Source organism: Gordonia sp. UBA7599, from assembly GCA_002477755.1.
In the GTDB taxonomy this organism is placed as follows: Bacteria; Actinomycetota; Actinomycetes; order Mycobacteriales; family Mycobacteriaceae; genus Gordonia.
The window spans coordinates 1-12,449 of sequence record DLKD01000054.1; the positions used below are offsets into that span (position 1 = coordinate 1).

Sequence of the window (12,449 nt, forward strand, 5' to 3'; positions counted from 1 at the left end):
GGCGGGTACCGCGCTGGCGCACCGGGCCGCCGCGGCGGGCCTCCGCGTCGTGCTCATCGACCCCGATCCGCTGCGCCCCTGGTCACAGACGTTCGGAGTCTTCGTCGACGAGCTACCCGACTGGCTCTCCCCGGAGTGCTTTGCCTCTCGCAGCGAGACCATCACGGCCTACACGCCGCAGCGGCAGGTGCTTCCCCGTCCCTACGCGGCGCTCGACAACACCCGTCTTCGGGCCGCGCTGTCGTTGTCGGAGGTGACGATAGTCACCGCCTCGTCAGTGCATGCCGACGCCCGCCGGGTCACGCTGTCTGACGGCAGCACGTTGACAGCGGACGTCGTCGTCGACGCGAGCGGGCGGAGAGCCTCCTGGAACACCGCCGCCCCGCGCCAGCGCGCCTATGGCGTCATCGGCCACCTCGACTCCGACGCGGAGACCGTGCTCATGGATTGGCGTCCACCGGCGCCCGGGACTCCCACACCGCCGACGTTCAGTTATCGGGTGCCTCTGGGCGATGGGCGTTTCCTCGTCGAAGAGACCTTCCTGGCCGGCAGTGCGCCCCCGGTGACCGAAATGGCACGTCGCTGGGCTGCACGCGGCACGCCGCCCGGCTGGACTGGCGATCGCGACACCGCCCCGGTCGAAGTGGTCGACTTCCCCCTCGCCGACGATCGGCGCCCGCCGTGGATCGACGACGGTCAGCCGCTGCGGTTCGGCGCCGCCGGCGGCCTCATGCACCCGGCAACCGGGTACAGCCTGGCCGCCTCGCTGCGCTGCGCCGACACCGTCGTCGAGGCAATCATCACCGGGCGCGACCCCCGGTCGGCGCTGTGGCCGCATCGGGCCCGGGCGGTGTACCGGCTGCGCCACCGCGGGCTGGCGGTGCTCGCCGACCTCGACGCATCCGGCACCGAGCGCTTCTTCACCGCGTTCTTCAGCGCCGACGCGGCAGCCCAGCGCGCCTACCTCGGGTCGCGCAACGACCTGGCCGGCGTACTGCGCGCCATGGCCGCGACCTTCGCCGCCGCCGACTGGTCGACGCGTCGCACCATTGCGACGCGGGCCGCTGCACGGCCAGATCGGCAACGGATGGAACAGATCGCCGACCGATCGCGTTGAACGGGTCATGGCAACCACAAACCTGACCGCAGCGGCATTCGATCAGACGATCACCGACAACGAGATCGTGCTGGTCGACTTCTGGGCCTCCTGGTGCGGCCCGTGCCGACAGTTCGCCCCCATCTACGAGCGCGTCTCGGAGAAGCACGGCGACATCGTGTTCGCCAAGGTCGACACCGAGGCCGAGCAGGACCTCGCTGCGGCTGCCAACATCCGGTCGATCCCGACGGTGATGGCGTTCAAGAAGGGCTACATGGTGTTCAACCAGCCCGGCTCGCTGCCGCCGGAAGCACTGGAGGACCTCATCGGCCGCATCCGCGACCTCGACATCGACAAGGCCATCGCCGAGAACGAGGCTGCCAACCAGTCCTGACGGTCAGACGCGACCCTCGTAGGCGCGCTCGTCCTCGTCGACCACGACGACCTCGATGTCGGTGGGCTCTTCCTCTCCTTCGCCCACCGACTTCGGGTCCATCGCGGCGGCCAGCTGCGCGTCGACGTCGATGATGCGCGCGGCGCGGACCTCGGGCTTGTTGATCTCCTCGGCGACCTGCTTGGCGATGACGCGGCGCACCTCGTCGTCGACTTGGGCCAGGTTCCGGACCAGCTCCGCGCGCATATTGCGCGATGCGACGTCGACGTGCACGTCGCCCGGTTTCGGCGGGTCGACGTCGAAGTGGATTTGCAGCGGCTCGACGGCGTGCACGGTCAGCGGCAGGGTGATCAGTCCGTCGACGTCGTAGCGCAGCCGATCGAGCTTCAGGTCGATCTCGATGTTGATCCGCAGCGGGATCTGCACGGTGAACCGGATCAAATCCTCGACCGAGCGCGTGATCCCCGGCTCGTCGATCTTGACCCGGGCCAAGACTTTCACGACTCCGCCCGGTCCGGTTGGCAGCGGTCCGACGTCGAAGCTCTCGCCTGCGATCGAGGCAAATGCCGCCCCGACGCGCGGCTCGGTGACGGCCAGTTCGAAGAACCGGCGGCCAAACTCCTCATAGCTCATGTATTCGGGCACTGATCTAGTCTGCCATCTCCCCCGGGTGTCGTCTCAACCTATGTGCGGCATGTCGGCTCCGACACGCCGCGCCCTAGGCGGTGGCCGATTCTGCGGCCGGTGCGGGCGAATCCTCCCAGAACCCGCGCAACTCGAGCTCCCGGATCAGTCGTTCACGAGCATCGACGAAACGGCTGTGGATTTCGGCGGTAATCGCCTCGGAATCCCCTCGCGCGAGGTGGCCGATCAACCGGCGGTGGCTCTCCACCGCCTGCGCCCCCCATTCGCGGTCCTCACTGTAGAGGCTGTAAGGGGTATACCTCGCCGCGGCGACCAGGAACCAGGCGAGCTTCTTGCTGTCGGCAGCCAGATGGATGGCCCGGTGGAAGCGGTATTCGCTGTCCATGATCCGCCGGCCGTCACCGGCAGCAAGTGCGCCCTCGAACTCGTCGACGATCGCGGTGAGATCGGCGAGACAGTCCGGCAGGTCCGGATTCGCCGCCGCGTGGACCGCGAGCCGCGCAGAAAGCTGCGACTGCATCCAGAAGATATCGACGATGTCACTGCGCTTGAGCTCGTCGACGATGAATCCGCGGTGCGGCGACGACTTGACCAGTCCCTCGCCGCGCAGGGTGACCAGCGCCTCGCGCACCGGTGTCACACTGCACCCGAGTTCGGCCGCCACCTCGTCGAGACGGATGAACTCCCCGGGACGGATCTGTCCGGTGAGAATCCGGTCCCGCAGGTCCGCGGCGACCTCGTCGGGCAGTTGTGTCCTGCGCAGGTTTGCCATGGTCATCCTTTCCTTTCCACGCACCCGGAGTTGCGCCTGTCGAAATGTCCGGGCCGGCGGGGCGCACCCCTCGAACGCCCTGCCGGCCCGGAGGTCTCAGATCATGTCCCGCTGGTGCTTCATCCGGAACTTCAAGTCCTTCATGAGAACGCGCGTGGCACCCTGGCGGAGGAACTTCGGCAGGAACTTGTTCACAATCGACACGAAGGTGAACAGGTGCTGGAACCGGCGACGGTCGTCCTCGGTCCATTCCAGGCCCAACTGCCGGTGGAACAGCGGTGGCAGAAAGCCGATGGTCAGGAAGCGCAGCAGATTCACGAACGGCAACCGGATCAGCGGGTTGATCATCTTCAGGTCGACGAGGTCGTTGAGGAACTCGCACGTCGTGTCGTCGATGACGACCCGCTGGCACGCCACGTTCCAGTAGTGGTCGAAGTCCTTACGCGTCGCCGGCCACATGTCGTCGGGGACCTGCAGCGTCGTGCCGAGCGTCTTCGCCGACTGGTAGAACTCCTCGGAATCCTCCTCGCTCATCACGCCGTGCAGCAGCTGGTGACTGTCCTCGACGCCGATGAACAGGCACGCCGCAACCCACAACTGCAGCTCGCGGTTGAACGCGTTGTACTTGACTGGGCTCCGGTCATCGGACTTGACGTGACGGTGCGCGGAGTTGACGGCCTCGCGGAAGGCTTCCTTCTCCTCGTCGGTACCGAGGACGGCGACGGCGAGGTACTGGGAGGTGGTGCGCGCCCGCTTCCACGGGTGCTTCATCAGCGACCCGGACTCGACCTTGCTCTCCATCACGCCGTACGCGACTTCAGGCCACCCGAGCTGCATCACCACATTTGCCGCAGCGCCGGCCAACGACCAGAAATCGATGGCCTCGGAGATCTGTGCCGGTTTGCGCAGGCTGGTGAGGCGACGCCGACGCGTGGTGATCTCGATGCGCGTGTCGGAGGTCCGCAGCTCCGGCACCGTCGACTCGAGGTCGGGCGTGTACTTGAACGTGTGTCCCCCCGTCATCGACGGTTGCCCTTCCGGCGCCAGTGCGCTGCTGCCCGCAGTCATCTCGTGGTAGTCCGAGCTCATCGGATGGTTGCTGATCGTCATGGTGCTCCTTGTTCCTTCCACAATGCTCTACGGCTACACGGTTTGCACGTCGTCGACGAGCCAGGTGCCGTCGGTCCGCACGAGTTTCACGACCATCCGATATGGCTGGTTCTTCCCGTCGGGGGCGACGACGTTGCGCGCCTTCTGGTTGACGAATGCGATGACGGTGGCCTTGTCGCCGTTGATCGACTCCACGGCCGAGTTCGTCACCTCGGCGGTGGCGACCCCCTTGCCGTTGGAGACGATCTCGGTCAGCGCCTTGACCATCTCGTCGTACTTCTTCCCGAAGTCGGCCGTCGACATTGCGGTGATCGACTTGCGGTTCTTGTTCAGATCCCGGTAGTCGAAACTGGACAGCTTCGTCGCGTAGTCGTTGGCGACCGAAACCACCTCGGATCGCGTTTGCGGGTTGTCGGCCCGGTCGGCACCGGTGAAGTAGTGGTACCCGAAGAATCCGGTGGCGGCCACCAGCAGCGCGATCACCGCGGCGAGCAGCGCATTCTTACGGCTCGGGCCGCCCGACGACACCGCCTTCGACGCAGCGCGGGGCGTGCCGGTGCCCGACTCGGAGGTGGTAGCACGGCGCTTGGCCGGTGCCGAGCGCACCGCGGTGGCGCGGCGCTTCACCTCGACGGTCTCGGCGGTGTCGGTGGTCTCAGCCACGACGGCCTCGTCGGTGGTTTCGGTGGTGTCCGCAGCAAGCGTCTCAGTTGCCATTTCGCGTCCTTTCGAGGAGTTGTTCCCACATCTGGAGGAGTTCGGCACCGTTGGGGATCAGCGCCGGGTCGGTGACCGTCGGCGGCCCCGACGGCGACCCCGGTGATCGCCAGTCCCGGGTGCCCAGGTTGTTGGGCCGCGGCGCGTTGATGGCACCGCGCTGGCCGAACCCGTCGCCGGGCGGGCAGTAGCGCACCAGGTTCGGCGCTGATGGCGACAGGTCGCCGACCGCACGCCGCGGTTCGTCGTAGAACATGCACACCGGCCCCTGCGTGGCGATCAACGCGAAGTCCGCACGGTTGCCCTTGACGATGGACCGGAGGTCGATCAGACCCTGGGGAATCGCCTTGAGCCCGGTCTGCAGCGACGCACTGCGGTCACTGATGATCGGCTCGACGACGACGAGGTTGGCCAGCACTCCGCCGAACGTACCGCGGTACTTGTCGAACAGCTGCTGCGCGTGGGTCAACGCGCGCGGCGAGCGGTCGAGCAGGTAGACGAACGTCGGCTGGTTCGCATCGAGCTGGTCGGTGAACGACGCCGCCGAGGCCATCCCCGATTCGAAGGTTCCGGTCGTCGCGCCCATGGCGTCGAGCACGTCGAGCCATTCGGTGAGGATCCCGCGCAGCATCGGTGCATTGGTCGCGACCAGCTTCGCCAAGGCCGACGAATTGGCCACCAGCTTGGCCAGCGGCTCGCCGTCGGAACCGAACGCCCGGTAGAGCTCGGCGCCGATGGTCGCCACCGATCCGCCGTGGAAGGTCTCGAGGACCTTCGCCGCCTCGCCGATGATTTGGTCCATCTGCAGCGGCTGCTTCTCCGCCGGCGCCGCGATCGAGTCGCCGTCGGACAGGTACGGCCCGTCGTCGCTGCTGGGGATGATGTCGACGCTCTGGATACCGGCCATCGACGCCATCGTGATCTGCAGGAACGAGTCCGCTGGCACCCTGGTGCCGCCGCGCAGCACCAGGTCGACCCGAGCGCCGGCTCCGTCGGGGTCCAGCGAACTCGACGAGACCGTGCCCACGTCGACGCCACGCAGCGTCACACCCGTACCTGCGGTGAGGCCGAAAGCATTCTGCATCTGGGCATGCAAGCGCAGTTTGGCGCCGAAGCCCTCCGGTCCGGCGATGTAATTGATCCCCACCGGGATGACGATGGCCGACACCACCAGGAAGATAAGGAACTGCAGCATGCCCGTCGGAAGGCGGTCGGTCAGCTTCATCGCGGTCCCCTCTTCTTGGGCCGAGCGGTCGGGGCGGGGTGGGTGCGATCGCGCCACAGCCCGCCCGAGAGGATGTCGCCGATCTCACCCGGCGTCGGCAGCGGCTGACCGGAGCCCAGCAATCCGCCGGTGATGATCTTGTCGATACCGCCCGGGATGTCCAGCGCACCGTCGAAGACCAGGTAGTCGCCGCGGATGGCACGCGAGAAATTCGCCATGAACGAGTTCATGTTCGCCAACGTGGCGCCGACGCCGGAGTTGAACGCGGCCAGCGAGTCGACGAGCTTGGCCGCGTCGGGCACCAGCGCGTTGAGCCGGTCCTGACGACCACGGGTGATGGCGTCGAGGTTGGTGGCGAGATTCGTCGTCTGCGTCATCAGTGCGGCGATCCGGTCGCGCTGTCCAGCCAAGACCGATACCGCACGCGGTGTCTCGCCGAGGAACGCCTCGACCTGTTGCTGGCGCGAGGCCATCAGCGCCGTCGCGTCGGCAGCCGCGCGCATCGCCCGGTTGAAGTCGGCGTTGTAGTGCGACGAGCGGGCCAGTAGCCGGTTGAGAGTGGCGATCAGGTCGGCGACCTTGTCCGACCGATTCGCGAACGCCGTGTTGAGGCTGGCCATCACCGATTGCAACTGAGTCATGCCGCTGCCCGACAGGACGTTGCCCATGGCGGCGAGGGTGCCCTCCACCTGCGGGCCGACCGACGTCCGATCCGCGGGGATCGTCGCCCCCGCCTGCAGACGGCCCTGCGGCGACGGTGGGCTCTGCAGCCGCAGGAACGGCGTGCCCAGGGCAGACGGGATCTCGACGGTCGCGGTCACGTTCTGCGGCAGATCGGCGGTCTTGTCCAGCGACAGGGTCAGTTCCGGCCGCCCATCGCGCAGCGCGACGTCGGTGACCCGTCCGATCACCTGCTGGCCGGAGATCACGTCGGCACCGTCGACCACGCCGTCGGCGGTATCGACCTGCGCGACGACGTCGATGGTGTTGCGTGCGCCGCCGACCGGCAGGTCCTGCAGCCCGACGCCGCAGCCGCTCAGCAGGAGCATGCCCCCGAGTGCTACGACGATCAGCCGCCAGCCGTGCGCGCTCATCGCGGCTGTCCCGGCTTGGGGGGCAGCTGGCCGCCGGTGATCGCCGAGACGATGCCCAACGGATCGGAACTGGAGATGGGGAAGCCGATCGGGTTGGTCAACCCGGCACCGATGCACAGTGGCATCGGGAACCGGTCGCACAGCGGCTTGAGCGTCTTGAACTGCGTCAGCGTCGTCGACACGTTCAACCGGATCCGACCTCGACGGTCGGGGCCGATCGTGCTCGAGAGGTTCTGCAGCATCAGCGGCGCCAGATCCATGAACTCGGCGAACCCGGCGCGATTGGCGACGAGGACCTTGCCCAGCTCGTCGAGGTTGGCCGCGACCGTCCCGACGTCGTTGCCGTGCGCCATCACGAATCCGTTGATCTGGTCGAACACGGTGCGCAAGTCCTTGATCGGCGTGGCGACATCCTGGTTGGCCGCCTGCCACTGTGCCGACAGATCGCCCATCGACCGGATGAGGCCGTCCAGCGACACCTGCTTGGCCTGGAACGTCGTCATCAACTGGTTGAGGCTGGTGATGAGTCCGCCGATGTCGTCGGCACGCGCACCGAATACTCCGCTGGCCACCGACAACTCGGTAAGCGCCTGGTTGAAATCGGTCCCCTTGCCCTGCCACGCCTGCGCGGTCCGGTTCAGGAGCGTCCCCACGTCCGTGGCGCCGGGAGCGTCGCTTGGCCCGAGGATCTTGGTGAGGGTGCCCAGGCTGCCCATCAGCTGGTCGAAGCTGATCGGCGCTTTGGTCCGCTCGCGCGGGATCGTGCCGTCCTGCGGGAACTTCGGGCCCGCGGTGTAGACCGGCGCCAGTTCCAGGTGTCGGTCGCTGATGACCGACGGGTTGAGAACGTAAGCGCCCACATCGGCCGGCAACTCGATGTCGCGCGGCAGCGTCATCCGGACGTGCACGTGGTCACCCTTGGGCGTGAGTTCTTCCACACGCCCGACCGGGACACCCAGGATGGTCACCTTGGAGCCGGTGTACAGCCCGTTCACAAATGCGAAGTCGGCACCGACGGTACGGATCTGCGGGTCGCGCAGCAGGAAGTACCAGCTGCCGTAGACCAGGGCGGTCACCAGCAGCAGCACGGTCATGACCTTGCCGCCGTAGCGCTTGCGCACCCGGACTTCGCGGACTTGACGAAAAGCCATCAGCTACACCCCTGCATCGTTCCGAGCACGCACAACAGGCCGTCGGGGATCACGACCGACGGTGATACGACGTCGGCCCAGTTGCCGTTGCCGGTGGCGTCGGTGATCGTCCGCATCGACGGCGGGAGTTTCTTGAGGATCTGGTCGATCGTTGCGGCGTTGTTCTTCAACGTCCCGGTGACGTTGACGATGTTGGTCGTCAACTCCCCCATCGGAATGGTGGGGAACGTCTGCGCCATCTTCGCCAGGACGAGGCGCAGGTTGTCGGCCAGCCTGGTCAGCACGTAGCGGCGCACGACCAGTGTTTGGACGATGGTCTGCGTGTTCGACATCGCGGTGGCGATGGAATCCGACTGCGCCGCACCAACTTGCGCGAGGCGCTTGGACATCCGCAGCAGTTGGTCGATCTGGTCGCCCGTCCCGGAGATCGCGAGAGCGGCCCCGCCCGCACCCGCGAGCGCCCCCGAGAGGTCATCCGGATTGGGCACCATCGACTCCATCGCGGTCAGCATCGCCCGCACCACCGTCGGGTCCACCTCGTTCGAGGAGCGCACCGCGTCGGAGGAGACGTCATCGAGCGTGTACGGCGAGTCGGTACGGGCCAGCGGGATCGTGCGGCTGTGGCTCGCCCGGCCCGCCGGGACCACCTCGAAGAAGCGCTTGCCCAGCACGGTGCGCAGCCGCACCGTGGCCCGGGTCTGATCACCCAGCGGCTGTTTGCGGTCCAAACGGAACTCGACGCGGACCCGATCGCCGGCCAGTCGGATGGCCTCGATCCGCCCAGCCGGAACACCTGCGATGACGACCGGGTCGGCAGTCGTCAGACCGGCAGCATTGGCCAACTCGGCCGAATACGAGTCGGTGCGGGCCAGGTAGCGCCACTGCGGCAGGCCGGTCGCCAGCAGCATCAGCGTGACAAGGGTGACGATCCCGGCGGTGCCCAGGACCGCCGGCGACGCGCCTTGGCCGCGCTTGTCGGACTTGAAGATGAACTCCAGGACGCCGACGAAGACGTCGATGAGTCGGACTAGGAACATTGCTGCGTCACCCCCCTACCGGCACACCGGCGAGTGCAGCGGACCGAAGATGTTCGCCTCGAGATCCCACGCCTTGAGCGTGAAGTTGCAGAGGTAGAGCATCATGAAGCCCCCGTAGCGCCCACTGTGGTTGATGCGGTCGGCCATCACCGGGAAGCGGTCGAGGAAGGTCTCGAAGGCCGGCGTGTTCGCCATCCACGACTTCGTCACCCCGCGCAACCCGGTCAACGACCTGGCGAAAGAGTCGCCGGCGGTCGTCATCATCTGGGCCAGTGAGGCGACCGCCCGATCACCTGAATCGAGCAGCGCGGTCAACTGACCGTCGCCGCCGACGACCGCCGACGTCAACTGGCCCAGGCCGTTGAACAGTTCGGTGAGCTGCGCGCTGCGCATGTCGGCCGTCGACATCAGCGTGTTCAGATTGGCGACGAGCCGACCGAAGACCGCTCCATTGGCAGCGAGGTTCTGCCCCATCGAGGCGATCTGGCGCAGCAGCAGGTGCACCGACTTGGTGCGTCCGGCGAACGTATCGACGAATCCCTGTGCCAGGTCGTTGACCTGCTTGGGGTCGAGTGCGGAGAACAGCGGTGCGAACCCGTTCATCAGGGCGGTCAGATTGACCGGACCGGTGGTGGCCGTGACGGGGATCTCGTTGCCGCTGCGTCGGGGCGCATCGGGCCCCGCGTCGGACAGTGCGATGTAGCGGGCCCCGAGCATGTCGCCATAACGGACCGCCGCGTGCACGTGTTCGGGCACGGGTTGGGACCGTTCGATCTTCACCTTTACGCGGGCGCGGGCGGTCCCGTCCTCCTGCGGGACGAGGTCGATGTCGGCGACGCGACCGACGCGGACACCGGAAATCTTGACCGGGTTGCCCGCCACGAGGCCCTCGACGTCGGCGAAGTTGACGATGTAGTCGGAGGTCGCGCCGCGCACCGGGGATCGCAGCGTGTTGCTCATCAGCGAGAACGCGACGACGCCGATGACGACGAACAGCGCCGCCTTGATCACCGTCGAAATCGACAGCCGGGTCATCGGACACTCACCTCCGCGCCACGGACCATCGGTCCGAGCATCATCGTCGTCGCCGGGTTGGGCCGCCCCGAGGCGGTGGCGCCGGGCCTTCCGGCGGTACCGGTCACCACGCCCTCCAGGCCCCGCAGGGAGCTCGCCTCGGCGGTGCCGTCGATCACGGCCGGGTCGGTGCTACTCGCGGGTGCCGTTCGTGGCTTCGCCGGGTGCAGGATCGTCCCGTTGCGCTGGCCGGCATCGCGCGGGGACCCGGCGCCCCACAGCGACCGCTTACCGAAGCACTGGGCGCCGCGCATCGACCCGTAGGTCGGGCAATCGGCCGCCGAATACGGCTGCGGTTCGGAGAAGGTGGGCACCGCGGTGATGTTGAATCGGCCCGACGAGAACAGGATGGTGCCCGCCTTGCCGAACTTGCTCGCTTCGAGCACCGTCCGCGTGATCCCCGAGGGATTGTCGGCAACGGTGCCCAGGATGATCCCGGTGGAGTCGACGATGGTGATCAGGTTCTTGCGCTGCTTGGCCACGAACGGACCGACCGAGCCCAGGTAACCGCTGGCCGAGGTGAAGAAGTCGGCGAGCGAATCAGCGTGGTCGACGATGCCGCGAGAGATGCTGGCCACCGAGGCGAGGGTGTCCATCATGGCCGGCGTGGCGCGCTTGAGCGACTCGGCCACGCGCGCGAACGTCGGCGTGGCGTCGACGAACCGGTTGATCGTCGACTCGAGCTCCTGCGAGGCGCTCCACCAGTTGTCGATCATCATCCCGAGCTCAGCCCCTCGGCCGCCGATCGCCTTGTCGACGGCGGCGAGGGCGACGTTCACCTCGTCGGGTTTGATCTCTGCGATGAGCGCCGACAGCTTGGCGAAGATGTTGTACAGGTTGATCGCGTCGGGCCCGCTGTCGACGGCGATCTGGGCGCCGGGAGTCAGCGCGGGGGCTGATTCGGGCGCCGAACCCGGCGTCGGGGTGAGTTGCACGTAGATGTCGCCGAAGAAGGTGCGCGGCAAGACCCGGACCATGACCGTCGACGGGATCTTGTCGATCGCGTCCCGGTCGATGGTCAGCCCGACCTGCGACGACGTCGTGCCCGCCTTGATCGAGCCGATCTCCCCGACTTTGACACCGTGGTAGCGGACCGGGGCGCCGGCGGTGATGAGCCCGACCGAGACCGGCACCTGCGCGTACACCGACGGGTTGGAGGAGAACGATCCGGTGCTGCGCGACACCATCCACAGCGAGAAGACAGCGATCACCAGGACCGCTGCGACGGCGCGCAGCGCATATCGGGTGCGCGACACCGTTTTACCGGGGAGCATGACCGTCATCGACTACAACCCCAATCCCGGGATCTGCGGGACGAGGCCCCACAGGCCGAAGGTGAAGATGACGTCGAAGATCCCGATCGCCAGGATCGACGTACGCAATGCCCGTCCGGCCGCCTGGCCGACGCCTTCGGGACCGCCGCTGGCGAAGTAGCCGTAGGAGCAGTGCACCAGGGTCACGATGGCGGCGAACACAACCGCCTTGATCGCCGAATAGAGCAGGTCCGTCGGGGTGAGGGCCAGGTGGAAGAAGTAGTCGTAGGTACCCGAGGACTCGCCGTTGTACCAGACCACTACGGCGCGGGTGGCGATGTAGCTGGCAAGCAGGCCGATCATGTAGATCGGGAGCACACAGACCATCGCCGCGATCATCCGCGTCGTAGCCAGGAAGGGGATGGAGCGGATCGCCATCACGTCGAGGGCGGCGATTTCGTCGGAGATCCGCATCGCCCCGATCTGGGCGGTGAAGCCGGTTCCGACCTTGGCCGCGAGCGCGATGGCGACGACCACCGGCGCCAGTTCCCGTGTGTTGGCAATGGCCGCGAGCATGCCCGACAGCGACGTCATGCCGACCAGTTGGAGTCCGCGATACGTCTCGACGCCGAGCATCATGGCCGCGGCCAGTGACATCGCCAGCACGATGCCCATGGTCCCGCCGCCCGATAGCAGCGACTTGGTTCCGAAGGTCATGTCGGCGATCTGGCGGATGACGTGCTTGCGGTAGTGGACCAGCGTGTACGGGATCGCGGCGACCGCACGGAAGACGAAGGTGACGTACTCGCCGAATCGGACGGTGTGGTCGACCAGCGGGGCCACGCGCGTGCGGTAGCCCAGGGCCGAGCGGCGGCGCATAT

At 67.1% G+C, this 12,449-nt stretch carries 13 protein-coding genes; 2 read left to right on the plus strand and 11 right to left on the minus strand.

Annotation, left to right across the window (positions count from 1 at the left end; translation table 11 throughout):
- Window positions 1-1,117, plus strand: a 1,117-nt coding sequence (locus B4L26_RS06645) for a lycopene cyclase family protein (RefSeq protein ID WP_290717300.1), incomplete at its 5' end; no start/stop codon positions are given.
- Window positions 1,118-1,124: 7 nt separating this feature from the next.
- The gene (gene trxA / locus B4L26_RS06650; protein WP_290717302.1) at window positions 1,125-1,490 is read left to right on the plus strand and encodes a thioredoxin; all 366 of its coding nucleotides are present in this window, start codon (window positions 1,125-1,127) and stop codon (window positions 1,488-1,490) included.
- 3 nt (window positions 1,491-1,493) lie between these two features.
- On the opposite strand, the gene B4L26_RS06655 is transcribed toward trxA, so the two are convergent.
- From B4L26_RS06655 to B4L26_RS06705, 11 genes are all read right to left on the minus strand, one after another.
- Window positions 1,494-2,123, minus strand: coding sequence for a hypothetical protein (locus B4L26_RS06655; protein ID WP_290717435.1), 630 nt, complete (start codon window positions 2,121-2,123; stop codon window positions 1,494-1,496).
- 85 nt (window positions 2,124-2,208) lie between these two features.
- A complete protein-coding gene (locus B4L26_RS06660) occupies window positions 2,209-2,913 on the minus strand; it encodes a GntR family transcriptional regulator (protein WP_290717304.1) in 705 nt (234 codons plus the stop codon).
- Between the two features lie 90 nt (window positions 2,914-3,003).
- Entirely contained in the window at window positions 3,004-3,930 is a 927-nt protein-coding gene (locus B4L26_RS06665) for an oxygenase MpaB family protein (protein ID WP_290717437.1), read from the minus strand.
- Between the two features lie 120 nt (window positions 3,931-4,050).
- Window positions 4,051-4,734, minus strand: a complete 684-nt coding sequence (locus B4L26_RS06670; protein ID WP_290717306.1) for a hypothetical protein — start codon at window positions 4,732-4,734, stop codon at window positions 4,051-4,053.
- Window positions 4,724-5,959 (minus strand): MlaD family protein, encoded by a 1,236-nt coding sequence (locus tag B4L26_RS06675; protein ID WP_290717308.1) that lies wholly within the window; start codon window positions 5,957-5,959, stop codon window positions 4,724-4,726. The genes B4L26_RS06670 and B4L26_RS06675 overlap by 11 nt, the downstream gene beginning before the upstream one ends.
- Entirely contained in the window at window positions 5,956-7,053 is a 1,098-nt protein-coding gene (locus tag B4L26_RS06680; protein WP_290717310.1) for an MCE family protein, read from the minus strand. The genes B4L26_RS06675 and B4L26_RS06680 overlap by 4 nt, the downstream gene beginning before the upstream one ends.
- Window positions 7,050-8,204 (minus strand): MCE family protein, encoded by a 1,155-nt coding sequence (locus B4L26_RS06685; protein ID WP_290717312.1) that lies wholly within the window; start codon window positions 8,202-8,204, stop codon window positions 7,050-7,052. The genes B4L26_RS06680 and B4L26_RS06685 overlap by 4 nt, the downstream gene beginning before the upstream one ends.
- Window positions 8,204-9,241, minus strand: coding sequence for an MlaD family protein (locus B4L26_RS06690; RefSeq protein WP_290717314.1), 1,038 nt, complete (start codon window positions 9,239-9,241; stop codon window positions 8,204-8,206). The genes B4L26_RS06685 and B4L26_RS06690 overlap by 1 nt, the downstream gene beginning before the upstream one ends.
- A 15-nt stretch (window positions 9,242-9,256) precedes the next feature.
- On the minus strand, window positions 9,257-10,276 hold the full coding sequence (locus tag B4L26_RS06695; RefSeq protein WP_290717316.1) for an MlaD family protein: 1,020 nt from the start codon (window positions 10,274-10,276) through the stop codon (window positions 9,257-9,259).
- Window positions 10,273-11,598: an MCE family protein gene (locus B4L26_RS06700; protein WP_290717318.1), complete on the minus strand. Its 1,326-nt coding sequence runs from the start codon at window positions 11,596-11,598 to the stop codon at window positions 10,273-10,275. The genes B4L26_RS06695 and B4L26_RS06700 overlap by 4 nt, the downstream gene beginning before the upstream one ends.
- A 3-nt stretch (window positions 11,599-11,601) precedes the next feature.
- Window positions 11,602-12,447, minus strand: a complete 846-nt coding sequence (locus B4L26_RS06705) for an MlaE family ABC transporter permease (protein WP_290717439.1) — start codon at window positions 12,445-12,447, stop codon at window positions 11,602-11,604.
- Between the last annotated feature and the right edge of the window lie 2 nt (window positions 12,448-12,449).